The sequence below is a fragment of the Oculatella sp. LEGE 06141 genome (genome assembly GCF_015207605.1).
Lineage (GTDB): Bacteria > Cyanobacteriota > Cyanobacteriia > Elainellales > Elainellaceae > Oculatella.
This window is the reverse complement of the sequence record NZ_JADEWO010000024.1, coordinates 46,600-73,566: the sequence shown is the minus strand read 5'-3', so window position 1 is coordinate 73,566 and position 26,967 is coordinate 46,600. Positions and strand designations below refer to the sequence as shown.

Genomic DNA, 26,967 nt, shown 5'->3' with positions numbered 1-26,967 from the left:
GGCTGAAAAACTTTTTCATGGAGCCATCAAGCCATGTCAGGAATTCCAACCTTTATAGAACGAGTGATGGAGCATGGTGCGGATCTTGCTGGCTCTGCCAGTGGGGGAAAAGACAGCGATGCCATGCTTCGGTTTATGTCAAAGCTGCATCAGGAAAGGGGTTGGAAGGGAAATTTCTTTGCCCTCTTTTGCGAGTTGGGACGGATTGAGTGGGTGGGCGTAACTGAACATCTACACAAAGTTTGCTCAGAACTAAAGCTTCCTCTAATCAAACTGTTCCCAAAGCGCTCAATGGTTGACGAGTGGCAGCATCGCTACGAGACAATCATTGGAAAACAAGAGCAGAAACCCTTCTGGAGCAGTTCTGCTGCTCGCTACTGTACTGATCGAGAGAAGACCCAAACCTCTAACAAATTCTTTCGTGGCAGTAATGAGCTTAGTTCGATCGTCCCGATTGATGTTGATGAGTTCCGCAGTGAAAAGCCCTTTTGGTCTTCGTCGAGTGCAAGATTTTGTACAAAGCACGAAAAAACACAGACGGCAGACAAACGTCTTCGACAATATGATTTCGTAATCTGTGCGATCGGCATCCGGGCTGAAGAATCAGATGCACGGGCAAAGAAACCACGCTATCAGGTGCGCGATGACATCGCCGCAACCTGGTACAAAACGCCTCGTGATTGCAAGAGCGCTGAGGAAAAGGAAGCCTGGGCAGAACACGCCTTCCAACTCTGGTTGGATTCTGGCAGGAAAGGTCGGTTTGCCCTGACCTGGCATCCAATCCATGACTGGAGGATAGAGGAAGTTTGGGCCTATAACGGAACTTCCTCGGTTGACGTTGCCCGACGTACAGCCCTCTACAAAGCAGGCAAGATCAAGGAAGCGATCGAGGGATTCCCCTGCCATTGGGTTTACGCAGCAGGCAACACCAGATTGTCCTGCGCTCTCTGTGTTTTAGCGAGTATCAACGATATTCTCAATGGAGCAAAACACAACCCTTGGGTGTGGGCTGAACTAGCCCTAATGGAAATTGTTGGAGGGTGGGGCTTCCAGCACAAGCGCTGGTTAGCATCACTCCATGAGGACGTATTGAGGATGTCATTCCAGGAGCGCGATCGGCTCCATCAACTGCTGATCGAGTTAGGGTTGCTGCATCGCTGGAACCCTATCTTTTCCTCAGCTCTAATGCGTTGCTGTGGGCTAGATCAGATGTTGTTTTGGACAGATGATGCTTTTGTGGGAATCGTTCAGGCGATCGCCCAACATTGGGCAGAGTCAGAAACAGCGATTCAGTAGAGCCTAATATTGCTTGATGCTTTCGCATCGTTGTCATGATCCTTATCAGACAATCATTATGCGAGGCATTCTTCATTTCATCTGTGTCCTGATTGTAGTGGGGATTTTGTGTCAGAATCCCCACTTTTCAACGTTTCTTGTTGACATCTGGCATTCCCTACATTCTGTTGAGGAAGCAAGACGACATAGGGAAGAGTGTGATGGCGACTAAACAATAACGTATTCGGGAGACAATCCTGCTTTCGCAGGGGGATGCTGGCAGTCAGGAATTCAATGCTGATGAAACGCACTAAGCTTCCCCCTATTTTTTATCAGTCTGATGGAGAAGACATCTGGTTACGCGAACTTCTCCCGTCTTTAAATCCTAATTTCCAACCCCATATCCTTTCCTGTGGAGCAGGGTTTGATTCCCTCGCTCTGTTAATCGAGTACATTGAGAACCCTGACTCTAGGGACTTTCCCCTAGAGAATCTGATCGTGGTTCACGCCGTCGTCGGAGGGGAGTCGGTTGAAACAAAACTGCTGATGGAACAGGTGATATTTCCGCTTTGCCGGGAGCATAACATCTGGTTCATTCAGGCGTGTCGAAACGGAGAACGGGAAAAAGACGGCATTACTATCCTGTCATCTACTCGCCAACCCACCACGTTCTATGTGCGCGGGGCTTACTCCCTGTTGACCTATCTGGTCATGTCGGGGACAGTTCCGCAACGCAACGGCAGCAGCCGACTCTGCACCCTCAAATTCAAAGGGTGGGTGATCGACACGATCGCCCGTTACCTATTTGGGGATTCTCCCCGGCAGCGGTACATCGGCTTCAACGCTGACGAAACGCAACGGGCGAAGTCGGACAAGAGTATTAGCAATAGAGAGCCATCTCCCTATTACCTGATCGGCTACAACGCCGATGAAACGAAACGACTAAAAGACAAAAGTTTTGGGGATATCCAGCAACCCTACGACTACGAGATTGGCTTCAATGCTGATGAGGCAGGTCGGATTAAGGAAAGTAGAGATCGCAAGCAAGTCTTTCGGTTCCCGCTCATTGAGATGGGGTACGGACGAGCCTGGTGCGTAAGTCGGGTTAACGAGTTCGCCAACAGACGGACTCATGGCAGAATCACCCAGGGCAGAAAATCCTTCTGTGTCAACGGTTGCCCATTCAGCGAATGCAACGGCAAGCGTCAGCGGGGAAATAACACGCATGGTGATTTGCGTGATGATTGGCTGAGTGAACCCCGCTATGGCGGTGAAGCTGCATTTATCGAGCATATCTCGCTGGCAATCAACGATCAGCAACCGCTCTATACAAAGCAACTGGTCATCGACATCCTAAAAGAGACAGATAACCAGGCAGCGATCGCTCACTACGAGCGCCTGTTGGCAGGGGAATACTGGGTTGATCTGGTCATTCCGAATTTACAACGCCTGGTCAAAGACCCGAAATATTTGTTTCCGGCATCAGCACAGAAACAGATTGATGGTCTTTTAGATGACAGAACATGGGCGGTCTATTGCGTCCGTCGCATCTTTGCAACGGATGTCAGTATGCCCTATCGCCAAACTCAAATTCTGTTTCAGGGGAATCAGACAGATACTCTTGTGTTTTTGTCTGAGTTGGCAGAGCAGTATGAAAAGACACCAGAAATGGTGGAACTGTCATATCGATTTTGGACAATCGAACGCCCTCAACCCTACTGGACTGAGGTAGAAGTTCAGACCAAAACAGGCAAGAAGCGGACAAAAAGGATCAAGGTGGTTCCTCCCCGTCCCTATGTCGAAGAATATTTCGTTGCGGCTCCAGCAGCGGTGTACGACAAGCAGCGAATTACACCCGAACTATACGACCTGAAATGGCTCGGCATTACAGGTCAGCTACCGAGAATAGGAATAAATGATGAAGAAGCCACTATCACAACTAGCAGTAATCGAGTCAAGTCCCGAAGCAGTGCCGCAACGAACCGCCGTCGCATATCAGTTTCCAGCAACCCAGGGATTTCAATGTCGTGAGTTTTTTTGGCTGACTGCACTCAGCTTTGAGCAGGCTAAAGCGGCGTTTCAGCCATTCTTGGATCAGGCGACTGATCCTGGCATCAACAAACCGCTAACTTTAAGTCAGAGAACACTCGACCCAAAGCGTGGCAAGAAAATCAGACGATATGTCATCAAGGGACTGTCTGCCCCAAAGGAGTTCTACATTCTCCCGACGATTACTGTGACGATGGAGATCCCTGCGGACTCATACTTTGAGTTTTGTGGGGTGGAGCCTGAACCAGATATTCCTGGGTTTGGGTCTAACCAGATTGCTGAGTCGGGTTTTCTGATTGCCCCGTCTGGAACAGTCTTCTCCATTCCTGACGGGCAACATAGGGCATTGGGAGCAATCCTGAGTTGCCTGGAAGCTCCGAAGTTAGTACAGCGGGAAACAATCGGGGTGATGCTCATTCCTGATCCTGGTGGAACACGGAAACGGCAGACTTTCCTTGACATTAACCAATATGCAGTTAAGCCATCGAAGTCGATCGTTTCTCTATTTGACAATCGGGACGAGTATAGTGAAATTGCTCGGACAGTGCTTGCCAAAGTTTCTGTCTTTGATGGACATACCCATTTAGAAGCAACAAACGTACCGAAAAATGGCATAGAGCTATTCACAATGAATGCCCTCAGAGAGTCTTGTAAATTCCTACTTACAGGAATTGAAGAAGATGGCACTCAATTTGCAGTGAATTTCTGGGAAAAGGTTGCACAATATCACCCTGTTTGGAAGATGGTCGATAGTTGTGATTCGCTATCAGAATTACGGCTGTCTACAGTTAGTTTCAATGCCCTCACGTTGAATGCTCTGGCGATCGCTGGAAACCAACGTCCTAGCCTTGAGTGGGTTGAATACCTCAATCAGATCAATTGGAGTGTTGATAATCCTGAGTGGGAAGGACTGATCCAGTTTGGCGGTCGGATCGTAAAGAACAATCAGACGATTAGAGGACTGGCAGAGTACATCAGAAATCAGACCTCCTGATAGGGCTGATTCAAGTTTCCGGACTTGGAATACTTACCACCTTGGTTAGTCGCCTTCGACTGACTGAGGTGGCTTGCTTTTTCCAGGCTTTCGCCTTGCGACACTGAAAGTTTTTACAGTTTTACAGTGCCACTAAGCTATGAAAACAATACAAATCGAGGACGAGTCGTGGCGTAACTGGAAAACGCCACGATGGAAAACCGCGATCGCTCGTCGCAAGGACGGCGATCAAGAACAATATTCTTCTCCAATGGCAGTTGCCATTGCGAAAGGAGTGATTGATCGTAACCACACCCTGTTTGATTACGGTTGTGGTCGGGGTGGAGATTTGCGTCGGTTGCAGCTTAATGGATATCAAGTTGATGGGTTTGATCCCTACTGGAGTCCTCGTGGCTCCGTGGCTGGAGCTGAAGACCTTAGCTTGATTTATGTCCTGAATGTTATTGAAGACGCTCAGGAGCGGGATGAGTTGTTGAGGTCTGTCTTTGGCCTGTGCGATCGCAACCTGCTGGTAGCGGTGCGGATTGATAATAGCAATCCACATGAGGAGGTCACCAGCAAGCAGACGTTTCAGAAATACTATGCCGATGATGAATTGGCAACAATTCTGGAAGATGTTCTGGGACGTGAGGCGATTGTCCGTAAGCTAAAGACTGGGATCTTCGTCGCCTCCCACCGTCATCGCCTGACAGTTATTCCTGGCAGTGTTGCTGGTGCAAAGTCGAAGCCCGCAACGGCGAAAGCAGAGCGGTCTCAGCAGCACGATCTCAATCTGCGATTGGTCGCATGAAGGAGCGGAAGCCAACCGATGGAATGTTATCAACTTGTTTTGTTCAGTCCGTTGCATCGCTTTCCACTTCTGATTTGGATCGGAAACTGAAACGCTTGGGACTGGCTTCCCATCCTTGCGGAGTGGGAAAACGGATGCCACTGGAGCGATACGTTCATCGTTCGGCTGAGGATTCGTTGCCTCAGGACTTACTTGCGGCTGCCCGGAAACACCTGCCTATAGATTTCCAATATGTAGTGGTTAAGCATCACGAACAGCGAAACTCGTTGAGCTTCACAGCTTCATCAGATTGGGATGAATTGCCAGAACCGAGCGTCGGGGAGAGCTACTGCATCTATTCCGATGGCACGGTCAAGTATCGACCTCTCCCAAAGCGTCCACAGATCTACCATCACCGATGGCTGTTTGTGCGACATGGCTATCAGGGGTTTGATGTGTTGGCGGCAAAACAGCGATCGCTGATATTTTTGCAGTTACGGAAGCAGGGGATTCTTGTGGTCAATTCCAGTCGGATTGGATATCTGGATGTTTGGCAGTCTGAAGTGATGCCAATTCTCGATCTCTACCTATAAAACCAGGAAATCCAAGACGAACGATTCATGCCATTTACCAGATTGTCATGATGCAATTGAGATTTGACGTTGCGTGAACTTGAAGTACAAGGCTCCTCTTTGGGAGCCTTGTTTTTTTGCGTTGCATAATTTTCTTGATTTCAAACGATAAATTACTAAGGGCCAAGATTATGAGGTTAAGATCCGAACAAAATTTAGTTCTGAATATGACGTACCTAAACCAACCCAACCAACCAACCGACCGAGACCACTACCTTTCTCAACTCGCCACTAGCGACGAGGATGTTGAATCGCTCCTTTCTGGAGGAGCTAGCGTTGACGACCTGTGTGAAGCAGGAATTCTTGACGACGGTCAAGAATGGCAAGACACAGAAGAAGACGTACCTCCTCAAGAGGAGGCATTAGATCAACCTCCCCTGTCACCCGAAGAAGTACAAGCCTTATTGGATAGATGCGATTGGTTCATTAATGAAAGATATTTAGATGCTCCAAATCCGCCGCATTGATGTCAAAACGGGGCTGACGCTTTACGAAACGATTGAGGCAGTAAACCAGACTAGAGAAAAGCGAGTAGAGCACAGTTATCTGGAGCATTGGCTCAACACGCATGGACTGAATGCCCAATTCAGTACAGGCAAGTTTTATCGAGGGGTCAATGAAGCCGATCGCCTGCGTTTAGAGTCGGAGGGGAAAGCCCTAGTCTTTACCAATGGCAAAGACGGTTACTTCACTGACCCCGACACAGCCCGACTCATGACATTCGGTGATCCAGAACGGAATATCTCACCGATCTATGCAGGCGATCGCAACTCGCCCCATAACTTCGTGGCCTATGGGAGCTTAGTTGCCTCAGACGGAATAGCCTCAACCTCCGTGCAGCAAGCCCGAATTCTTGTGATCGACGATGAACGGCGATCGCATGGCGAAGCTCGTCTTTTAGATAGAAACGGCAAACCCATTCCTCCAGAGCAACTGGAAAAGCTCTACGACAAGATGGGGGATGGCACGATGCTTGTGCGCCAATGGGTGATGAGGGGTCTCATCACACTCAAGGAACACGAAACTATCAGCAAAGCGGCCTTTGCGAATGCAGGCATTAGCCGTGATCTGACAACGATCGCCCAAGATGCGTCTCAACTTGACTCGGCACTCCAGGAAACAGAGACCCAGGCATACGCCGTTGCTGCTCGAACTGTCACGCAATTTCGTGCCGCTACTCCAGACTTGCCGGGACTGATCAAAGGCACAATGGCAAGCAGTCGATGGTGTGACCGATTGGGAGTCGATGCAATTATCTCCAGCAACGACATCAAAGGTGATGACGGTAGGTTATCGGCACCGGGGATCAAAGGCGTATCGAACTTCTGGATCAACCGTAAATCGGATGGGCAATACGGGAAGCAAGCGGTTGGGCCACAAGTGAAGGGCTGCATCCCCCAAGCAACCCTTCACGAATTCAATCCTCGTATAGAGGCACAAGCACAAGAGTTAGCAGACGTTGCTTCTGATCCCATTCAACTAAGCCAATACTATGTGCAGCAGAAGGAGAGGCAGCTAGAACGGGGCGAGTTGGAGGAAGGAGAGACACAGGAGCAACGCCCAGATTGGCTATATGAGGTTCTTAACGCCGATCGCTATGGACAACTGGCTTCATTCAGCAAGACCAATAAAGAACTAAGTCGCTATTTGAAGGGTGCATGGCTCGACAATGCCCTACGAGGTATTTATGTGCCCTCGGCAATGGCACAGCATCATGCTCAACTCAAGCCGTGGGAAGTGTGCAACAAAGACCTGCCACATGGGGCAATTGTGGCCTACTATCGATCGCCATTTCCCAATGTGGGAGCAGCCGCGATCGCTATCAACAACACAGCAATTATCAAGGAGCAGGATCAAGAAGCCTTCTCCAAGCATGGGGTGGCCTACTTGCCTCCCTGGACAGCCAAGGCGATTGCCATTACTGATTTCGATCGCGATGCCAATGGCTACTTTGTTGGATATCGATCTACCGTCTCCGACCTTCCTCAACAGATCCGGCAACAGATGGAGGCAGTTCAAGATTTACCCCCTGCGGAACAATACGAAGCAGGACGCTCACTGTTTCACCAGATGATCCAGAAAATGGAGCAGGGGACTGAGAGCCGCATTACTCCAGGTGAGTATCCATTAGCTGTCAAAGAGTTTATTGAGTCTAATGCCCCAGATTGCAAACCGCCAGAAATCATTAAACAGAAGAAGATTAAGCATCCGTGGCATGAAGAAGAACCCCATGCAGCAGCAACATGGAGAGCCTGGGAAATTACAGCCGATAACCCCACAGGTAAGGTGGCTAATGTCGGGATGACGTTGCAATCCCTGGCGCTAGAAATGACGTATGCCCCAGCCTCGCAACAAGAGGACTTACTGCGCCAAGTGTCAGCCCACTATGCTAAGCAGTTACAACGAGCAGACGAGGGCAACCTGTTTATTCCTGATAATGCCTGGTTGCAAGAACGAGGGTTTCCGGCTTATCGCTTTGGAGAACGAATTGAGGAAATTGCTCAGGCTGGTTCTCAACTAGCCAGAATTCAAGATCCTCAATCGCGACAACAGTTCATTGAAAAGAAACTGCAACTGGCCTCTCGGATGTTGCTAGATGTCGTGAACGGGCCAAACGCTGAGAACCTGCAAACGGCAGTCGATACAGCTAAAAGCTCTAGAGGAATTGATGAATCCATTCATGCGTTTGCGATGAGCATGAGTCATAAGCAGCATCTGATGCGGCAACACTACAAAGCCCCCACCAACTATGTAAATGGCAACCCCCTGCCGACGAATACTCAAGAACCGATTGGCTGGGGAGTGGAGACGGTTAATCGCTTCTATCAAGAAACTCAACTACCAGAACTCGAAAACAAGGCTTTTCGCGATCTATTTCCCAAATCCTGTTCTGCTGACCAGGAGAGGCAGATGTTGGCGATCGCCCGGACTTACAACCAGAGCATTGCAGAGCGGGAAGCGGCTAGAGACCGACTCCGGGAGAATCGCCCGGAAGATCAGGAACCAACCTTACAGATCACATCATCTAATGGACGAGAGCTGGTCATTCAACGCCTGCAAGACCCAGACGGAACGCTACCGATTTGGAGAGCATCGGGCATTCAACCCAATTGGAACGTCGTTGTTGAACGAGATGCCAAAGCCAAGTCTGAGGAAACTCAATTTCCAGCGACCCTTAGCCTGACAACAGAGGCAGGCGATCGCCATACCCAACTATTAGGCTACGTATCGCCCGAATCTGTTGCAGAGCACCATTTAGAGCAACGCCTCCAACAGCTACCAAACAACACCCTCACCATTCGTAGCCCCAAGGTACGGATTCGCCCACCCTTTGCTCAGCAGAACGATCCAGATGACCTGGGGGCTAAGACATATGTGCAAGATTCAGTGGCTCAAATCCCAGAAGCAGAACGTTCTGCCTATCTTTCAGCCTTGTGGCGACAGAGCGACGGCATGGGGTTTGCTCTCAAACACTTCACTGATCTGATTTGCGATCGGCTCCAGACCGTGCCAGAGATCACGCTAACAGGCATCCAGCGCGATACCAATGAAGCTGGACAACTCCCTTCTGGCGAATACACAGCTCGCTTCAGCCAGTACAGCTATGCCAACAAAGCAGGGGAAACTAAAACGGTTCCCTCGATCGCCATTGTTCAAGCAGACGGCAGCGAACAGCAGTTTGGTGCCTTATCTCCCCGTTCGGTTCATTTGCCGTTGGGCACTCTAGTAACAGCTCAAATTGCGATGGATGCGTCAGGTGAAACGGCTCGAATGCAAGTTCTTGCTTTGGCAGCAGAAGTCTCAACTCGTATCGATTTACCATCGGAGGGATCAGTGGTTAAGACTTCAGAAGAATATACGCCTGATGCCCGTTCGTCCTTAACGATCGCCACTGATGGAGCCTGTAGTGGCAACCCTGGCCCCGGTGGGTGGGGCGCGATCCTCAGCCAAGGCGAAATATACCAGGAAATAGGGGGGCACGTCCCCGATACAACCAACAACCGCATGGAGATGATGGCTGGCATTGAAGCGTTGAAATATGCCAGAGCAAACGGGTTGCTAGATCGTGCAACAGCGGTCAAAATTCTCTCTGATAGTCAAATCTTTATCAAGGGTGCGACTGGCGAGTGGAAGCGCAAAGCAAACAAGGATTTATGGGCAGAGTACGACCAGGCCGCAACTGGGGCAAACATTCAGTTTGAATGGGTACGTGGACATAACGGACATCCTCTCAATGAACGGGTTGATGCCATTGCGACGGCATTCGCAAAAGGGCAGAACCCCAGACTAACTAAGAAAGGAGGGGTAGAGGTAGTAGACGCTCATTCTGTTGCGATCGCTGGTAAACCTGTCCAAATGGTATTTCCATTGCGGATGCACGGAGAGCATAATCCCTTACCCATAGATTCGTGTATCGAGGCAATGCGGGGTTACGGGCGTTGTCACACCACCCGCACATTTGCACCTCATGCCGCCTATCAATTTAAAGAGGGCGATATTGCCGTTGCCTATGCTGGCAGCAAACAAGTCGCCTTTCGAGTGGGAGAACAATATCCCATTACACCAGAAATGATTACGTCTGCCGACTACAAGCGGCAATGGGCAGCAACAGAGAAGCATAGTGCTAAAGAATTAGACCAGCTCTGGCATCATGCTCAATCTCAAGCTAAGTCGCTTTGGGGCATGAAGATGGAGCCGCTAGGAGATTATATTGACGGGCAAATTCATCCATTCCCCGATCGCTCAAATGACATCTACTCACCCAGTAGAGACGAACTACTCACTTGGCTAAAGGCTGCAACTGAAGCCGGAAATGAAGCTGTACGAAAGCAGGCTATTGTCTTAGGAAAGCGCCTCCGAGCGTTGTACAACGAACAAATCGGGGAAAGCGATGCAACCCCACCCTTGGATTACCGACATTCGTTGGTCGTTGTCAGTGAACGCGATCGCCAACAACGACAACAAGAAATGGAGGTTGCTGCTGGACGAGCAAGCCGTATCCCGCAACAAATTGGCATGGGATGACGCAAGGAATCAAGTTTCGAAGTTAATAGTTAGCATATCCCTGCTGTCAAGGAAGGGGCTTTCGCCCTGCTCATTTAGAGCAATCCTTGCAGGAGAACTATGTCTACGTCTACACGTACAGCGAAAAAAGCAGAACTAGAGAATAAAATCAGGGCTTTGTGTAACGGAACCCCTGATGATGAATTACCTGCGGCTATTGTTCAACTCGTTATTAAGTCTTTCTATGATCCAGACTATCAAGTTGGATACGTCTTTGGATTGGAAGATGTTCAGTCCAACTGTCCTGGCCTTACTGAAGATCAAGGACTTGCTCTCCTGACATTCATCAATGAAGACTTTGATGCCAATGCAGGCATCACAAACGAGATCATCCAGGATACTGCCGATAAACTTTTCGGCAGGTAACCAAGAGACATACCACTTTACCCTGGTTGATTTGTGCGGATCGTTGCCCGAATAGTTGCCAGCGATTCTGTCCCAATATTGTTCAAGGACAGTAACGCTTCGTCATTCATGGAGGCAAGTTCGCTCAGATCAAGAAAGCGATGTTGGCGAACCAGCAGGTTTGCAAGGCGAGTGCTCTTAGCCTCTGACAACTCTAGCTCAAACATATCGGGGAATATGTTGACCTTAGTAAGGTCAACCTCTGGTGGCAACCCTTGCAACCACCTTAGACGAGACTCCCGGTGTTGAGAAGGCCAAGTCTCCATATTCAGATTGGCCTTGAGTCTTTGAATTGGTTTTCCGGCTTTCGTTGACTCTCGCTTAACAGCGTCAACAATGACTTGCCTGAGCCAGGTCTGAGTTGACTCTTGTGGAATGTTGTCCTGAATCCATTCATCAATGGAAACAGGCAGACGAATTCCACGTACCCGTTTCGCCAACGGCTCATCTCCAACCGTGGAGAACGTTCCTCCGGTTGGTTTCTGATCAGGGTTCCGCAGTGGCGGCATATTATCACCTCCTGTCGAAATGTTAACACGCTAAATGAGGCGACAGAAAACAACAACACCTTGCAAATAGCGTGTTAACTCTCTATATTAAGGTTGTGTTACTTAATAGCCTGGGTGGAGGGGCATTCAATTCCAAAACCCAGAGTAGTAGGCAGAGCCGAAGCGAGACATAGGGTGACATCTTCATTCGATTTCTCTCGTTTAAATGAGACTCCCTTATGCCTGAAATTGAACGACTACTCAACGTTATTGAACAACTGCTCAATTCCGAGGAGCCGAACCCAAATCACTGGGTTGAGGGCAAGCAAGATGCAGAGTATGGGCTGCGTCCGCAGCGATTGAGTAGAGCTTATCTAGACGGGTATTTCTCCTTTGTAGAAAATCTCCCAACTACAAAACCAGGATATTTGGACTGGAGTGGGACAGGCCCACATTCCCGATTTGCTCATGGATATGTGGATGGAGACGAGTTCTAAGTTATCAGGGCATCTACTGCGTGTCTTATTAGCAGATGCGATCGCTATATTGGCGATCGCATCTTTATTGATTGCATAATTCAGTCGCGTTAACGCGATGAAATAGTAAGTGATAAGGAGAAACATGAACAACTGCATCCTCATGGCGGAGGTTATCCAAGATCCACAACTCCGTTACGCCTCAGATAATAATCAAACTCCCATCGCCGAAATGACGGTTCAATTTTCAGGGCTGCGAGACGAAGATCCTCCATCAATAGTCAAGGTGGTGGGTTGGGGTAACTTGGCTCAAGATATTCAAGAGAAATATCATCAGGGCGATCGCGTCATCATTGAAGGTCGATTGGGCATGATCACATTTGATCGACCTGAAGGCTTCAAAGAGAAACGGGCCGAACTCACAGCACAGAGAATCCATTTACTCGGCGCAGGTGCCGATGTGGGAATTGTTTCGAGTACGGCACCCGTTGCCGCCAACCTCTCATCGAGTAACACCCCGGCAGCTACACCAAAAGCGGCACCTGCTACGCCCAAGGCGGCAGATCCAGGCCGTTCTGCGGCTCCGTCGCGCAGCACCACAGCCGAGCCGAAAACGCCAGCCTACCCTGCTGCCAGCAACAACGTGCCGGACTATGACGATATTCCCTTTGCGCGACCCGTTGAATCCAAAACCGTAACCGTGGATGGTGAGGAGCTGATTGACTCAGCCATCCACTGCCCACGGGTAGGATTCGAGTTCCATAAGTTCTAATATTTAGGAGAAAACAGCTATGCCGATTAATGCGGTTACTCTGGTGGGTCGTGCAGGCAGAGACCCCGATGTGAAGTATTTCGAGTCAGGCACGGTGGTTTGTAATCTAACGCTTGCGGTCGATCGACGACGGCGTAACAGTGAGGAACCAGACTGGTTTAGCTTAGAAATCTGGGGTAAAACAGCAGAAATTGCCGCCAACTATGTCCGCAAAGGTAGTTTAGTGGGCATCACTGGCTCACTCAAATTTGACTACTGGCAAGATCGCAGCACTGGGGCTGAACGATCGAAACCAGTCATTCGAGTCGATCGACTCGAACTGCTTGGCCCTAAACGGGAGAATGGAGATTCCACAAGCGACGAATACTAACCCAACAAATAAGGGTGCATTACTGCAAGAGCCATGCCTACTCAGGTGTGGCTCTTTTTGTTGTATAGCAAAAGGTAATTTGATGAAATTCTATTTCAGTGGCATTGCTAGCAAATCAGAAGTAGCGATGTTGCAAGCCGCAGGGATTCAGCGAGTTCTCGTTGATCCTGTTGATTTGAAAAACATCCAGGGATGGGAGATTGAAACCGCCCTCGATTCAGGAGCTTACCGCCAGTTCAAGAAGGGAGTCGAGATCATTGACTTCGAGGACTACATGGAGTTGTGGAAAACTCAACCGTTTGCCTTTGTCACAGATCCCGACATCATTGGCGATCCAGTCTGGAGCTTTGCTCGGTGGCGATTGCTAAAGGATTGGGGAATCGCCAACCTACTCCCTGTGTGGACGTGGGGAAGCGATGAATCCATGCTTCATGAAATGCTCGATGAAGCTCCGTTAGTTGGAATCGGGGGCTGTGTCCCCTGGCTCCGGGTTGACAAACGAAGGGATCGAGATCCAGCCGACATTAAAGCCGACGAAGAACGGCGAGAGCAGAATTTTGCTTATCTCAAGCAGTTATGCCAGTGGCATGGAGACCAATTCCATGTCTTCGGTCTCTGCTGGGAACGAGCGATCGAAGAACTGGCCGATTGCCTCTATTCCGCTGACTCCTCTCACTGGCTAGTTGGAGCGAGAAAAGGCGCTGTCATTTTCAAGCATTCCAGGTCGGGACGGCTCAGCCAAGCTCCAGCCAGGGTGCTTAGCTTTGCTCGTGATTGGAACCGGGAGAAACGTTGTATTGAGAATGCGAAAGCACTCGCTGACTTTCTCCGTGAACCTTATGCAAACTCTGATTGAAGGAGAAAAGGGTATGGACGATATCAATACAAATGCGATCGCTCAGCACAAAGAAGTGATTGAAACGGCTATCCGCGAACTACAAGAACTGTCTCAACAGATTGATGTGATCGAGCAAGCTGAGTTCTCAATACTCATCAATCTGTATCTCAAACAAGCAAAAGGGTACGCTGAACGTGCCCAAGCTGCTCTGGTAATGGTAGCCGCGATCGCTAAAAGTGAAGGAGTTGAAATCGAGTCGTTTCCAGAGGTTTGGGCTAATCCCTCAGAACAGCTGACTGATCCAAAAAACAGATTGGTTGTTTTAGATGGTGGTTGCAGAGATGAATAGTGGCACGACTAAGATTCAAATTGGAGATAGGGTTGCTTGCTACAAATACACTCCTCCAAATGCAACTGAAGCACAAGCACAAGCATTAGTGTATCAGTGGAGGACTAATGGCTGCTGGCAACCGCCAGGAGGAGACAATTGGAACAAACATCGTGCTTGGGGAAATTGGGTCATCGTTGTGCTTCGCATAGAGGGAGACAATGCGATCGTGTCTTCCTCTAGTTTCTCAGAGACTCTTCAACGAGAGGGCATTGTTGTGCCTTTGACAAATGTGGAGCTAATTCAGTCAAACTATGGCATCCCCAAGCCAACCGTAAAATCCAGTAAAAAAGCCACTGGTTCTATGTTCAAAACGGAACAAGTGACTCAAACCTCGTTAATTTAGCCAACGGTGATTGCAAAATCTCCAGTTGGCTATTTTTTTCGACTGTGACGCATTCATCACTCAAGCTCTGCAAGGTGTTTTTGTGTTCTGCGATTGTATTCGTCAGCGATTTGAATTCCTTCTGCAATTTGCTTAAGCCCTGCCTCAATTTGCTCAAGGTTAGCCCAAACACGTCGTAGTCTTTCGTCATCTATTTCAGGGTTAAATTTTGGCTGATGGTCAATTGATTCTGTTGTGCTGTCAGGTCGGCCTGTTTCAGAATTGCGTTCGTTCATGTGTTTAGCCTGGTGTCCTTATTTTTTCAATGCTTTAGCGATCGTCAAGGTTTGGAAGCGAGACGGAATATGATTAGCCCACTTCCATCTTTTGCCTTTGAGTCTGTTGCAGCGATCGCCCTTGTTGGGCTTGAACTTGAGACTGATGTAAAACGCGCTGCATAACAGCTCGTGCTTTCTCTGGCACTGGCTCCCCGTGGATACAAGCACATTTGTCACTCAATATTTGGCTTGGGGCGCTGAAGATCTGAAAGGTACTCCCTTGCTCTGCGATCGTGTTCCTTAGCGATTTGAATTCCTGCTTCAATTCGCTTAAGGTTAGCTTCAATCCGCTCAAGGTTAGCCCAAGCGATTCGTTGGTTTTCCCGGTCTGCTGCAAAATCAAATGTTGGCTCACGATTAGTTGGTTTTGCTGTATTGGCAGATTGGTCTGTTTCAGAATTGCGTTCGTTCATGTGTTTAGCCTGGTGTCCTTATTTTTTCAATGCTTTAGCGATCGTCAAGGTTCGGAAGCGAGACGGGAATTATTAGCCCACTTCCATCTTTTGCCTTTGAGTCTGTTGCAGCGATCGCCCTTGTTGGGCTTGAACTTGAGACTGATGTAAAACGCGCTGCATAACAGCTCGTGCTTTCTCTGGCACTGGCTCTCCGTGGATATAAGCTTTAGCGATCTCAGTGATGCGAGCCAACTGCTCAGGCTTCATGCCTTGTGCTCTGCCAGCCGAATGAAATCGCCAGAGCGATCGCAATGTCTCTTTTTGGTCTGCACTGAACGCAGGTACGACCTTCGCCAGTGGTTCAGATTGGGAACGTAACTGCTGATTCCAATCCAGATGCTCTGGTTGAATCCGTCGCGCACCTGGCAGCGATCGAGCCACATCCCAGGCTTTCTGCTCTCCAGCATGGTTATTATCAAACGCCAGTGCAATACGGCCTCCCTGGTCTAGCACCTGTTGTAGTGCCTTCAGCGGCAATTGCCCTGATTCATTTTGAGCCAGATAAACAGTGACGGCATCCGGTGGGCGTTTCTCTTTGTCTAAGATAGCCAGCGACAACGCTTCAACCGGGGATTGAGTCAGGAATACTCGCTGGACGTTGCCTTTGCCAGATCCCAACCAAAACCAGCCTGATTCAGACGGATTGCCCCGTTGCCAGGTAGCCTCACTAAGCTCATGGCGAACGAAATCAGCACGATTCTTCTCATCGGCACGAACCAGCCCCCGTTCATGCAAGCGATCTATTAACGGGGCAGGCAATCCGGTCTCTACTAAATCCTGCCTCACGCTTATCCATTGCATTTCAGGAGAAACAGTAGCCTCTGCCCGGTTACCAGAGGGTTCATCCACCGTAGTAGGGGAAGGTTGCTCAATTACAGGCACTTCAGCGATCGCTCGGTGTGGCATCTCTTCAGGTTGAGGGCGCTTACTAGAATCAACGTTGTTTGGCATTGATTGATCCTGGATGGGGAGAGCCTGCCCGTGCTGTTCTGGCTCGACTCCAAGACTTGCCACATCCGATGTAGCAGGCTGTGAGGTCAGTTCAACGGAGGAAAGCAGTCCCGCTTCTTGTAAAAAGCGGTTCACCGCTGCTGCAACGTTAGTCTGAGTCTGCTCTTGGCGATCGCTCACCGTTGTAGACGGGGTAGAAACGCCAGAATCTGTAACCTCCGACTGTTGGGTTTGAGGAGACATCCCAAAATAGTCGTGAACTTTCTGCCAACGGGTCTCAGAGTATTTGACCCACCATAATTCTTGCTGACCACTAAAACGAAAATTTAAAGCCTTGAGATGTTCAAAGATAGCCTTATCATCTGGCTTACTCGCAAACTGAACTTCAATACCATTTTTCTCTAAGTTGTGGCGAATGGTAGGGGTATCCTCTCCAGGAAAGCGGTTCGCCTGTGACTGAGTTTCAGATTGTTTCGGATTGAACCGTTGGCGATGACTGAGAATGGCATCGACAACTGCATCCACTTTTTCTGGTGGAACCTCATCCTTAAAAATAGTTGCAATCTGTTGCCGGATCTGTGGCTCTAACAACGGCTGCTGAAAGATTTGAGCCAATTGCTCCATTTCTTCAGACAACACCAATAGCGAACCTCGACCCGTTTTGTCTTCATAAGTAAGAAGCCGACTATCATCAGCCAGCCAACCAATGGGTTGAGAAGCCTGCACCTCTACCGTTGCAGGCTCTAGAGTTTTCATTCCTTCAACGGATTCCAACTGATTGAGGGTGCCATTGTACTCATCGATAACCCCTTTTCTTACTTCAGGAGATCTGACCCGATACGCTTCAAGCGTTGCAGGATAAAGCTGAGTATCATCTGCATTCAGTGCTTCTGTTTCAGGCTCTGGCTGGTTGGTAACTTGGCGATCGCCCTCCATAGCTAACGTTCTTCCCATCTCTGACAACCTAAACCGTGGTTCTCCCCAATCTTGCTCTTTGACCTCAACCGCTCCTTCATCTCTTAACCTCTTAAGCGCCTGGTGAACTGGATTGTCGAGCGGACGCTCCGGATCATAGTCCGGTGCGCCGAATGTTCGACGCAGTTCACCCAGCGAAACAATCTCGTTCGTATTCAAATAACTCAAGACTTCTTGAGCAAGGTTGTTGGCCTTGGCCTCTCGACCAGTCGTTTGGCCTTCAGGCATGGGGGCTATCGATTGATCAAGGTTTTCTTGAACAGATGGCTCTGTGGATGCCGCTACAACCTCTACAGGCACAGCAGCGATCGCCTCCCGTGCTGCCGATGCAAACCCTTGCTTCGAGATGTTTCTAGCAAAAATCAGAGCAAACGTGCGATCGGGGGTACGACTCTCTCCTCCATGAACAGGATTCTGCACAGCCGTTTCTTGAAACGAGAGAAACCCGTTCTGAATCTTCAGAACCATCTCGGTATCAATGTATTTATCTCCATGACTTTCTAAGTAATGAGTCAAATAGAGCAAATGTTTATCCTCACCCACTGAATGCCGTTCGACCACCAGCGGAATGTATGGCTCATTTTCAATGGATAAATGAAAGCTTTCTCCCTCCATAATCGTTTCAGAGATGCCTGCATCAGCCAAGAATTTAGCCACCGATCGCTCTACGCCTCCTCGCTGTGACCGAGAGGGCAACACAGAGAGGCGATCGCTTACCACTACGGGTTCCGGTTCACTTTCAACCGATTCCACTTGAATAGAGGGTGTCGATGGTTGTGGTTCGGTTGGTGGTTTGGGTTCATTGGGTTGTGGTGTGGCGCTTGGCTCCGTTGGTTGAGGGGCTTGCCTCTGGAGCAGTCTTTCAGGGATATCACTCAACGTTGACCGTTTCCTGTTGTTGAATACCTTCTGCACTGCCGACTCAAGTGGAACGTTTTCGTAAAGCTGGTCTGAAATCTGCTCCAGGATTTGGTCAAGTTCTCGACGGAAGGGTTCGCTGGCTTGCCCTGATTCAGCCGCTAAATCATCCCACTCTCCTTCCGAAATGGTTTTTAGATGAGCTTCAAGAGTTGGATGGAGCGATCGCTTCTCATAGACGGCTTCTAATCGAGAGATATCGAGCTGTGAGGGTTCAGGCACATAGGGAACATACGGTTCTTTCTCCATTTCCTCAATGATTTCTAGCGTCGGCATCTCGGCCCCTAGATAATCTCGAACCAGTTGTTTGAAATCATCATGCACATAGAGTTCAGCCTCCATCTCTGTCATCAAAACGTTCAGTACAGCGTCTAGCCGATCGGCTGTAAACTTCACCTCCATGCGATCGCTGATAGAAATAAACTCGTTCCCGACAGCTTCTTGCAGAGCCTCGTTGAGAAAATACTTTCCGCCCACACTGGAGGCTTTTGGCGTTTGGATGATATACCCTTTCGGTGGCCCATCACTAAACAAAGAAACCGACTCAACTTTAAGGGCTAACGTTTTATCCTTATCCTGGAGTGTTCCTCGTTTTTTAGTGACCTCATTCAAAATGGCCTTAGCCAAATCAGGGGTTGGTACTCGTACAGGTTTTTGCCTCAAGTCCTGCTCAATATCAAAACTGGCAGGCATAATCAAGCCCTGTCGCACCATGCCCTTGTTATCGGTGTAGTTGATGAATCGTCCGTTAGCGTACTGTTCATGGGCTTTTAGCAAGTCGCCTGTGAAGATTTGCCGAGTCGTGCGTCGTTCACTTTGGCGATCATCGAATGTTCGATAAACGGGGGTACCGTTCCAAATCTTCTCTTGAACGGCAACCGACACCGCTGAGGTTCGGCCTGTATTGAATTTGGATAGGGGAATTTGAAGGCTTTGCGCCTGAGCCGTCAGAATGTGAACTCGCCAATTGGTTGGAGCAGCAGGACTACCTTTATGCCCTTTTGGGGAAATGCGCGTGATCACCCCATCGCTAATCTGTCCCTGCGGTGACTCAACCCGGATAGGGGTTCCTGGTGGGAATCGCTCCAATACCATCCCGATGTGGGTCAGTTGAGCAGTGATGCGATCATGCAGCCGTCGCTCTATCTCTGGATCGCTTTTGCCCTTGAGTGCTTGTTGCTTATATGCTTCAGCCTGTTGAACCACCTGATCGTATTGAGCCAGTCCCCATTGTTTAGCAACAGCCGCAACCTCCTGAAAGCGATGCTCATCAACGGTGCTCACTGGGGCAAGCTCCAAACTCTCACGAACCAACTTGATGACATCAAGTTGGGTGGGAGGCTTAACCGGAACCCTGGCATCCACCACTTCCAAATAAACCGAACCACCAAACTCGCCAGATCCCTCGCCTTTAATCACCTCCATCCGGCCAACGGTGCGAGCATCTAAATTCAGTTGGCCTGCTTGCAACGGGTTTTCCCCTAATGCTTCTTTCTGCTGAATTAAGTCCGTTACTTCTGACTCAATCAGTTGATACAGTTCTTCCTGCTCTGCGATCGCCAGCAGCGGAATCCGTCCCGTAACCCGACTAATTAACTCAACAGAAGACTCACCTTGAAGATTCCGAGATGGAAATGACAGCTTTGCTTCCAATCCTGGATCTCCCTCTAGCAACTCTGCAATAATCTCCTCTCCAATTTCATTCATGAAGTCAATCACATCAGAAGGAGATAAATCTGAGTCACGGGAGGCTGTTGTGTTTGCGTTGAGACTCGCCATTTTCTTCGATAGAATTGCCCCCAATCGTTTTTCAGCAGGTAAGTCACTGGCTAATAAAACAAATTGAGGTTCAACGACTTGCCCGAATCGATTGACGCGACCAAACATTTGCATGGCCTGGTTGATGTCTCGTTCAGCCTGAGCCACAATCATGTATCGTTGCCGTTGATCCTGGAATTTCTCAGACGCATGGAGGCTAATACCCGTGGCTCCACTGCGGTTGAGCAGCACAACATCTAAAGAACCGTCATTGAATCGATTGACGATTTTAACCTTGTTGCGAGGTTTACTTTCCGCCGCTGAGCGCTTCGCATACCGTTGTTTGCCTTGAGAATCATACTCCAGGATGTTTTGTCGTCCCGTGATTTCATCAACGGTTACGCCTTCCTGACTCAATCGCCATTTGATGTAATCAATTGGGCTAAGGGGAATGGCTGACAGATCCGTCGTTTCAATCAGCTCTTTAGCCATCTCGTAAGCTTCAACGCCTTCCAACCCTAAGTCGCCATCCGTCAGGCGCTCACGGCTTATTAGCCCATCATGGTCAGCAATCAAATACTCTCGCGATCGCTCCAGATAACGATCCAATACATCAGTAAATGAGATGTCAACGAGGTCTCCTGGTTCTAAGTTGTTTTCCTTGGCATACCAATCAATAAAGGAATCCATTGTAGAAGCCAGGGCAATAATCGGTTTCTGATCCCGCTTCATTGCTTGAATTGCATCTTGCACTGTAGCTTCAGCCTTCTGAGCCAGCAACGCCTGATCGATGGCATTGTGCATCAATGAGGTGAAATTAGTACTCTGGATGCCTGCGGCCCCAACCGAGTTATCAATACTTAGCTTCTTGGCTTCCTTCTTATGCTCTTTTTCTAAATCAGCTAACGCTTTATCTTTTTCCTTATCGAATTGGGCGATCGATCGCATGATGGCTGAAATTCCATCAGCAACATCGCGATCCACCGGAACTTTGCGAGCTTCAAACGAGATCCCCTCGAATGATCGTTCACGCCTGAGAATATGCCCTGCTGCGACAAATTTAACGGCAGCATATTGCTGGATGGGAATCCCACCACTTTTCAAGCTACTTTTCAAGCTACCAAGATCGACAAAATTGACCGCCTCCGTGCGACGAGCATAGAGATCCATCACAGCAGGTTCTTTAGTCGCCGTGGCTGACATGAACACCACTCCAGCCGCTTGGTTCACTAATGAACGAACAAATTCAGCTCGATTGGGGGCCGCATCCCGTTTCTTCCAAGACTGGTCATTTGTTGAGCCGCCTGCTTCATGAGCTTCATCGAAGATAAAAACAGCACGAGGGGCAATCGTTCTAAGGAAGTGCCGACGATACGGTTCCTGTGATTTAAGCGTCTGGAGCTGGTCATAGGTGGTGAAGATGGCATCGTAAGCCCCTAACCCCTCCTGCGCCACCGTCAACATAGCTAATTCTTGATCTGCATTGGCATACGTTTTAATTTGTCGCCCATCATCTAAATCCAGGGTGAGGTTATTGTTGGTGACAAACGGCGTAATTCCAGGGAAGCCAATATCTGTCAAGTCAGTGAGCATGGCGTTGTACAGATTGGGCTTTTGGGTGACGAACACCGGAATATAGCCTCTGCGCTTAGCATCAATAATGCTGGCAGCACCAAAGCGTCCTTTGCCGTTACCTGTTTGGTCAGCGTTGAGGAAGCCCATCCCTCGCTCCTGCTGATCAAACGAGAGCGCCAGCGAGTCAATCTGCTCTGCATACAAAACGCCGTGCAACTGTTCCCTGGAGGTATAGCCCAATCGGTCTTGCACAAATTGGTCAATATCCCCTCGTCGTCGCTCCACTCGATCCAGTGCCCGTTGAGCCGCTGTTTCCATGTTGGACGGGATTAGGGTTCCGGGCGATCGCCCATTACTACGAGGGATATAAAGGACATTTCTCTCTTCTCTACCTTCCATTAGGACTCCTCCTTGAGGTTGCTGAAGTTCAGGGGATATCAGTTCGAGTCGTTCGTCATCAGGCATCCGAGCCAGTTCTCCAGCGTGATGATGTCGTGGAGTTCCATCAGCTCTTGGCGATCGCTCATCTCGGTTGGGCGTTGAATCGGGCATGGGTACTCGATCTCGCTGTTCTCTTCCCAGTACATCCCGATCCACGTTCGATCCTCGTCTATTAGCCTCTCCGCCCAACTCCAAGCCCAAAGTGTTAGGGGTACTGGAGTCCGAATCTGATTCGTCACGAATAGACTCGGCGGTTCTCCCCCCTCCAGTTGGTTGAGCGCTGCCGTCATCAACTCGTGTGTCGCCACCTGACTTCCTCCCGGCTGATTCATCCAGCTCAAAATCAGAAATTGCAGGCGCGATCGCATCAACGCTAGATAGGTCTGCCAGTCCATCTGCATCAAGTCGGGGGGAATCCTCACTAGAAACAGCGCCTGGTCGCCCTCTGGTTTCGGCATCCAAACGTCCTGGAATGAACCGTACTGGGGGAAGTTCAACGGACGGCGATCGCTGGTATTCGACATAGGGTAGAAGTTCCTTCAGTTCACTAAATGATTTATAAATGGGGGGCACGTCTGCCGCTGGTAGGCTTAAGGATGATTTTCCCCGTCCGTGGACGACAATCAAATCAATGGGAAAGCCTGCCCCTTGCTTGCGATAAAGCGCACCCCAGACGGTGATGTGCTCAACAACGCGATACTGATCGTAGAGCGCTTTGAAGAAGGAGCGGCTTTCCAGAGTGTTATAGGCTTCGCTTCGAGTCGATTCATCATCCGTTAGCTTGCCGCCTAAGATTAGGACACCTCGACCGTCATCCTTCATTGCATCCAGCGCTTTGAAGGCGATCGCCTGGTCGATTTGGCTGGTGCTTCTGCGGCTTCCCGTCATTTCAAAGTGGCGGGGTCTACCATCAGAACCACGTACACGACCAAACGGCGGGTTGGCAATGATCACATCATGTTTGGTAGTGGGCTGATATAGTGCAGCATCATGCTCGGTGACCTCATAGCCTTGTGCCCGTAGATCGGCGGCTCGGTCTGGATTTAGCTCGTTAACGGTTGCCTTGGCTGGATCACAGTTGAGCAACAGCGCTCCATGTCCAGCCGCTGGTTCATAGACTGTGTGCTGTGGGGATAGCCCTGCCAGGACTGAGCCAAGATAGGAAATAGGTACAGGTGTACTGTAAGCCTGCTGTAAAACACTGGTTGAACTGCGAACGTTGAGCGATGGTTGCCGCTCTAGCAAGTCAACCAACTGATCATAGGCTTGGTAGGAGTTCTGAGCGTGGCGAACTATCCCTTGAGCTGTCCGCACGACAGCAGATTCAACCACCTCATCCACCCATTTAGCCATCGGGGTGCCCGATTCCACACGCTGGCCTAGAACTGGTTGGGCTAGCTTTCGGGCTTCAATAATCGTTGAAAAACGCTGACCAGATGATAAATGATCAGCGTAAATCTGGATGAGTTTCTGTCGTTGCTCTGAATTCACTGACAAGCCCCAATATTGCCCTTACTCTTTCATCTGTTTTCAGCCACTAATTTATGCAAAAAACTTTTTTTTGTAGTTATGCATAATTTTTCAGACTCAAACGACATATCAGTAGGGGCGATCGCACTCCTTCTTAATTGAGGCTATGTTCTCTTGTGAATTCAGATTTAGGGCAGCACCTTTCCAAAGCCTTGAGCAAAGCTCTGGCACCGGGTGAAATCCACGCGATTTCTCAAGGTCGATTAGATGACATTGAGTTGGCTCAGCTCATTCAAGCCAGTCAGAGCTGGGAGGAAATCAAGAAGAACTACTTAGAGTTTCCTGAATTGATGTCTCGTTTTTTGCAGTTCAGAGACGAAATCATTGCTCAGGCAACAACAACGATTCTCGGAGATCTCCAGGGAATTAGAACCCTGCTGACCGAGCACTCTGGCATATTGTTAGACTTGCCCCCAGCAGGGATGATTGTGGCTGGGAGCAATACCTTGTCATCAGACTATGACGTGACATTCTATTCTCAGACTGAAAATAAGAAACTTGAACTTTCAGCCGTTCGAGCGTTTTACGACTATCTTTATCAAGAATGGGGAAAGCCACCTGGGATTAAATTTGATGCGAATGCTTACACAACAGGACATCTCAGACCAGAAGCCTTTAAAGGAGATGGACTGAAGCTTAGTTGCGTCAATCGCTTATCACGCCTATTGGAGGATATTAAAACGGAAGGATGGTATCCGTCAGTTGAGCAAACCAGGCAAATTAATGACCTTGTGGCTGGCATTAATGCACAAGAAACAATCGTAAAAACCAGCCTTGCCCCAATTGAAGCCAACAATTTTATCCCTGTTGTCAGCCGAGTTGCTGATTTGCAACGGGATCTGCGAGATGTAGTGCGGCAGCAATATCAAAGTAGCAAGGATAACTACGGTACGGGTGGGGCGTTTGACGAAATTGCGATTGTTATGGCACTTGTAGCACTCAAGAACTCGTTTCAAACAGACTGGCCTTTGATTAAGCAGACGCTCACTCAAACACAGAAGTTAGAAACGACTCGTAAACTTACTATCCAGCGATGCCAAGCAGCAGAAAACATCCATCAAGAGTTGACTCAAAAAGGACTCCACAAAGTTGATGAATTGCGATCGCACTATCCGGATAGAGACAACTCAATCATTGAACAAATAGCTAGCAATCAGCTTTATCTAGACTATTTAGAAGAAATTAGCGATCGCTTTGATTTATTAGAGCAGCCACATATAGACAAACACGCAATAAAAAAAGAAATTCATGGTTTACAAAGCAAAGCTCTATTTTTTGCAAATGAAGCCTACATGACCCCTGGAGCCGTTGAGCAAGTTGTGCTCAATCAGCAATTGGGATTGGGAGTTGAATTATCTCCGCTTCAATATCAAGCCTCTATCCTGGAGCAGACGGCTTTCATCGGCGCACAGATACAACAAAACCAAGGCGAATTTGGCACAGCTTTAAGGAAGACAGCAAAGTATCTTGATCGTCTAATAAAAGCGGCTCAAACTATCAACTATCAAACACAAGGCCAATCTCCAAGCCAGGATATATCGAAGCAATTAAGAGCAACAAATCCATTAGTAAACCAAATTTTAAGTTTGAAATATAGCCAATTAAGCGAAGCGAAAAAAGACCAACAAGCAGCAGCAATTGCAACCTCTAATCCTTCAATCTTTGGAAGCACGACGCACGAGTTGAAAGACATCATTCTAAATTTACAAATTAATATTTATCGAGATGTTCAGGGCTATATCTCAGAACAAAACGCGATCGCAACCAGCATCTATCCGCTGGCGAATCAGTTCCTCGATCACAGTCGCACAGAAGCGCAGTTGGGGCTGACGCTACTGAAGAGACACAATTACAATGTCAGGCAAGAGCAGGGCATCCTGGAAATCAGTAATAGTGAAGCCCAACAAATGCTGATACGGTATGATTTGCAGCGGAAACGTCTCTGCTTAGCGGCAGGATTGACGACGCAAGACCTGATCAAATGGCAGGCGATGACTTCAACGATCGCTCGTCAGAGAACCCGGTCTAACTCACAAGGTCACGAGATAGAATGATCCATTTGCTTAAAACGATGTCCCACCCAGTTGTTACGTCGATCGCGATCAGTCCGGATGGGCAGACGTTAGCCAGTGGTGGTTGGGATCGAACGATACGGATCTGGGATACTGCCACAGGCACGATAAAGCAGGTTCTCATGGGGCACAGTGCCGTTACTTGCTTAGCATTTAGCCCGGATGGTCAAATGCTTGCCTGTGGAAATCGGGATAAAACAGTCGCGCTATGGGGCGTTGACACAGTAGCGCGACAACACCTATTTGAGATTGATACTCCAGATATGGAACCACAAGCAGCCTCTGTTTGCTTTAGCCCGGATGGTCAAACGCTTGCCTGTGGGACACAAGGCGGCAACACCTATCTTTGGAATCTAGTCACGCTGGAGCAAGAAAGCTTGGGGGAATCATCCCTCGGTTGCAGAAAGTTAGCCTTCAGCGCCAGGGGCGATGTACTGATAGGAGCCTACCTTAGTGTTCTTCAGATTTGGAACTCGAATCCTACCCTTGGGCAATGGATACGGATATCACGGATCGAAACAAGATATGGCCCGATTGATGCGATCGCTATCACACCCAACGGCAGGGCGATCGCCACTGGGCACGTTAATGGTGCTATTCACTTTTGGAATGCCATAACCGGGGCGTGGGTTGGAACATTCCAAGGCCATACGGATGTAGTTAGAAGCCTTGCTTTTAGTTCAAATGGACAAAGGCTCGTCATGGTCAGTGGCAGTAAAGACAAAACGATTAAGCTATGGGACTTACAAACAAAGATGGAACAGTACACTCTCAATGAGCCGAGTGAAATTCTTGAACTCATCCTCAACCAGAAGGAACCAGGCTTCCTAATTTCTGCTGGGACTAAAGGGATGCTCAAGATATGGACAATGGGCTGACTAAAGTTTTAAAGAATTAATGTCCAGTTCGCCATTCGCAGATTAGTGTCTTGGTTGACGAATGGCTTAGGAACTCGACAGTTTTTTAAAGCATTATTTGTCTAGAAGCATTATTTGATCAGTTTTAAGGAATTAGTGTCCAAGAAGGACAAAAACCCCTACCACTGCAATGGTAGGGGAAAATAATCAGGAACCATACTTATTTATCGGATGAGCGAACGGATATTATGC

General features: G+C 48.8%; 19 protein-coding genes and 1 pseudogene. 16 read left to right on the top strand and 4 right to left on the bottom strand.

The genetic code is table 11. The features are described from left to right. The first annotated feature begins 33 nt into the window (after nucleotides 1-33). The 8 genes and pseudogenes from IQ268_RS16955 (at nucleotide 34) to IQ268_RS16920 (ending at nucleotide 11,149) form a co-directional block, all read left to right on the top strand. Complete coding sequence (locus IQ268_RS16955; RefSeq protein ID WP_193881435.1) at nucleotides 34-1,296, top strand: phosphoadenosine phosphosulfate reductase family protein; 1,263 nt, start codon at nucleotides 34-36, stop codon at nucleotides 1,294-1,296. 279 nt (nucleotides 1,297-1,575) lie between these two features. Next, the gene (locus tag IQ268_RS16950; protein ID WP_193881432.1) at nucleotides 1,576-3,306 is read left to right on the top strand and encodes a hypothetical protein; all 1,731 of its coding nucleotides are present in this window, start codon (nucleotides 1,576-1,578) and stop codon (nucleotides 3,304-3,306) included. Then, nucleotides 3,245-4,318 (top strand): DNA sulfur modification protein DndB, encoded by a 1,074-nt coding sequence (locus tag IQ268_RS16945; protein WP_193881428.1) that lies wholly within the window; start codon nucleotides 3,245-3,247, stop codon nucleotides 4,316-4,318. The genes IQ268_RS16950 and IQ268_RS16945 overlap by 62 nt, the downstream gene beginning before the upstream one ends. Before the next feature lie 139 nt (nucleotides 4,319-4,457). After that, a complete protein-coding gene (locus IQ268_RS16940; protein ID WP_193881425.1) occupies nucleotides 4,458-5,108 on the top strand; it encodes a hypothetical protein in 651 nt (216 codons plus the stop codon). A 134-nt stretch (nucleotides 5,109-5,242) separates the two neighbouring features. Further along, nucleotides 5,243-5,680 (top strand): hypothetical protein, encoded by a 438-nt coding sequence (locus tag IQ268_RS16935; protein WP_193881422.1) that lies wholly within the window; start codon nucleotides 5,243-5,245, stop codon nucleotides 5,678-5,680. 206 nt (nucleotides 5,681-5,886) lie between these two features. Beyond that, on the top strand, nucleotides 5,887-6,186 hold the full coding sequence (locus IQ268_RS16930; RefSeq protein ID WP_193881419.1) for a hypothetical protein: 300 nt from the start codon (nucleotides 5,887-5,889) through the stop codon (nucleotides 6,184-6,186). Between the two features lie 3,367 nt (nucleotides 6,187-9,553). Further along, nucleotides 9,554-10,009 (top strand): annotated as a pseudogene (locus tag IQ268_RS33450) (ribonuclease H); the annotation flags it as partial. A gap of 834 nt (nucleotides 10,010-10,843) precedes the next feature. Continuing rightward, the gene (locus IQ268_RS16920; RefSeq protein WP_193881416.1) at nucleotides 10,844-11,149 is read left to right on the top strand and encodes a hypothetical protein; all 306 of its coding nucleotides are present in this window, start codon (nucleotides 10,844-10,846) and stop codon (nucleotides 11,147-11,149) included. A 17-nt stretch (nucleotides 11,150-11,166) separates the two neighbouring features. Here the strand turns inward: IQ268_RS16920 and IQ268_RS16915 are convergent, their stop codons facing one another. Then, on the bottom strand, nucleotides 11,167-11,697 hold the full coding sequence (locus IQ268_RS16915) for a hypothetical protein (RefSeq protein WP_193881413.1): 531 nt from the start codon (nucleotides 11,695-11,697) through the stop codon (nucleotides 11,167-11,169). A gap of 218 nt (nucleotides 11,698-11,915) precedes the next feature. Between IQ268_RS16915 and IQ268_RS16910 the strand changes: the two genes are divergently transcribed. The 6 genes from IQ268_RS16910 to IQ268_RS16885 all read left to right on the top strand — a co-directional run bounded on the left by IQ268_RS16910 (nucleotide 11,916) and on the right by IQ268_RS16885 (nucleotide 14,866). Continuing rightward, nucleotides 11,916-12,173 carry a hypothetical protein gene (locus IQ268_RS16910; protein WP_193881410.1) on the top strand — a complete coding sequence of 86 codons (258 nt, stop codon included), beginning with the start codon at nucleotides 11,916-11,918 and terminating at the stop codon, nucleotides 12,171-12,173. Nucleotides 12,174-12,297: 124 nt separating this feature from the next. Then, nucleotides 12,298-12,924, top strand: coding sequence for a single-stranded DNA-binding protein (locus tag IQ268_RS16905; protein ID WP_193881407.1), 627 nt, complete (start codon nucleotides 12,298-12,300; stop codon nucleotides 12,922-12,924). Between the two features lie 19 nt (nucleotides 12,925-12,943). Continuing rightward, nucleotides 12,944-13,294, top strand: a complete 351-nt coding sequence (locus tag IQ268_RS16900) for a single-stranded DNA-binding protein (RefSeq protein ID WP_193881404.1) — start codon at nucleotides 12,944-12,946, stop codon at nucleotides 13,292-13,294. A gap of 82 nt (nucleotides 13,295-13,376) precedes the next feature. After that, on the top strand, nucleotides 13,377-14,150 hold the full coding sequence (locus IQ268_RS16895) for a hypothetical protein (protein ID WP_193881401.1): 774 nt from the start codon (nucleotides 13,377-13,379) through the stop codon (nucleotides 14,148-14,150). Then, the gene (locus tag IQ268_RS16890; RefSeq protein ID WP_193881398.1) at nucleotides 14,134-14,481 is read left to right on the top strand and encodes a hypothetical protein; all 348 of its coding nucleotides are present in this window, start codon (nucleotides 14,134-14,136) and stop codon (nucleotides 14,479-14,481) included. Before IQ268_RS16895 ends, IQ268_RS16890 begins: the two co-directional genes overlap by 17 nt. Continuing rightward, nucleotides 14,474-14,866, top strand: a complete 393-nt coding sequence (locus IQ268_RS16885; RefSeq protein WP_193881395.1) for a hypothetical protein — start codon at nucleotides 14,474-14,476, stop codon at nucleotides 14,864-14,866. The genes IQ268_RS16890 and IQ268_RS16885 overlap by 8 nt, the downstream gene beginning before the upstream one ends. Nucleotides 14,867-14,922: 56 nt before the next feature. On the opposite strand, the gene IQ268_RS16880 is transcribed toward IQ268_RS16885, so the two are convergent. The 3 genes from IQ268_RS16880 to IQ268_RS16870 all read right to left on the bottom strand — a co-directional run bounded on the left by IQ268_RS16880 (nucleotide 14,923) and on the right by IQ268_RS16870 (nucleotide 23,747). Continuing rightward, entirely contained in the window at nucleotides 14,923-15,141 is a 219-nt protein-coding gene (locus tag IQ268_RS16880) for a hypothetical protein (protein WP_193881393.1), read from the bottom strand. A gap of 215 nt (nucleotides 15,142-15,356) precedes the next feature. Then, nucleotides 15,357-15,596, bottom strand: coding sequence for a hypothetical protein (locus IQ268_RS16875; RefSeq protein WP_193881390.1), 240 nt, complete (start codon nucleotides 15,594-15,596; stop codon nucleotides 15,357-15,359). A gap of 72 nt (nucleotides 15,597-15,668) precedes the next feature. After that, on the bottom strand, nucleotides 15,669-23,747 hold the full coding sequence (locus IQ268_RS16870) for a strawberry notch C-terminal domain-containing protein (RefSeq protein ID WP_193881387.1): 8,079 nt from the start codon (nucleotides 23,745-23,747) through the stop codon (nucleotides 15,669-15,671). 329 nt (nucleotides 23,748-24,076) lie between these two features. Here IQ268_RS16870 and IQ268_RS16865 point away from each other — a divergent pair, with 329 nt between their 5' ends. Both IQ268_RS16865 and IQ268_RS16860 read left to right on the top strand, forming a co-directional pair. Next, on the top strand, nucleotides 24,077-25,840 hold the full coding sequence (locus tag IQ268_RS16865) for a hypothetical protein (RefSeq protein ID WP_228035450.1): 1,764 nt from the start codon (nucleotides 24,077-24,079) through the stop codon (nucleotides 25,838-25,840). 17 nt (nucleotides 25,841-25,857) lie between these two features. Beyond that, nucleotides 25,858-26,736: a WD40 repeat domain-containing protein gene (locus tag IQ268_RS16860; RefSeq protein WP_193881380.1), complete on the top strand. Its 879-nt coding sequence runs from the start codon at nucleotides 25,858-25,860 to the stop codon at nucleotides 26,734-26,736. Nucleotides 26,737-26,967: the final 231 nt, after the last annotated feature.

Coding starts and splice junctions, on each gene's coding strand:
- IQ268_RS16950 (WP_193881432.1), top strand. CDS start 1,576: ATGAAACGCACTAAGCTTCCCCCTATTTTTTATCAGTCTGATGGAGAA.
- IQ268_RS16875 (WP_193881390.1), bottom strand. CDS start 15,596: ATGAACGAACGCAATTCTGAAACAGACCAATCTGCCAATACAGCAAAA.
- IQ268_RS16880 (WP_193881393.1), bottom strand. CDS start 15,141: ATGAACGAACGCAATTCTGAAACAGGCCGACCTGACAGCACAACAGAA.
- IQ268_RS16920 (WP_193881416.1), top strand. CDS start 10,844: ATGTCTACGTCTACACGTACAGCGAAAAAAGCAGAACTAGAGAATAAA.
- IQ268_RS16940 (WP_193881425.1), top strand. CDS start 4,458: ATGAAAACAATACAAATCGAGGACGAGTCGTGGCGTAACTGGAAAACG.
- IQ268_RS16895 (WP_193881401.1), top strand. CDS start 13,377: ATGAAATTCTATTTCAGTGGCATTGCTAGCAAATCAGAAGTAGCGATG.
- IQ268_RS16935 (WP_193881422.1), top strand. CDS start 5,243: ATGCCACTGGAGCGATACGTTCATCGTTCGGCTGAGGATTCGTTGCCT.
- IQ268_RS16930 (WP_193881419.1), top strand. CDS start 5,887: ATGACGTACCTAAACCAACCCAACCAACCAACCGACCGAGACCACTAC.
- IQ268_RS16890 (WP_193881398.1), top strand. CDS start 14,134: ATGCAAACTCTGATTGAAGGAGAAAAGGGTATGGACGATATCAATACA.
- IQ268_RS16910 (WP_193881410.1), top strand. CDS start 11,916: ATGCCTGAAATTGAACGACTACTCAACGTTATTGAACAACTGCTCAAT.
- IQ268_RS16885 (WP_193881395.1), top strand. CDS start 14,474: ATGAATAGTGGCACGACTAAGATTCAAATTGGAGATAGGGTTGCTTGC.
- IQ268_RS16905 (WP_193881407.1), top strand. CDS start 12,298: ATGAACAACTGCATCCTCATGGCGGAGGTTATCCAAGATCCACAACTC.
- IQ268_RS16915 (WP_193881413.1), bottom strand. CDS start 11,697: ATGCCGCCACTGCGGAACCCTGATCAGAAACCAACCGGAGGAACGTTC.
- IQ268_RS16865 (WP_228035450.1), top strand. CDS start 24,077: ATGTCTCGTTTTTTGCAGTTCAGAGACGAAATCATTGCTCAGGCAACA.
- IQ268_RS16860 (WP_193881380.1), top strand. CDS start 25,858: ATGTCCCACCCAGTTGTTACGTCGATCGCGATCAGTCCGGATGGGCAG.
- IQ268_RS16900 (WP_193881404.1), top strand. CDS start 12,944: ATGCCGATTAATGCGGTTACTCTGGTGGGTCGTGCAGGCAGAGACCCC.
- IQ268_RS16955 (WP_193881435.1), top strand. CDS start 34: ATGTCAGGAATTCCAACCTTTATAGAACGAGTGATGGAGCATGGTGCG.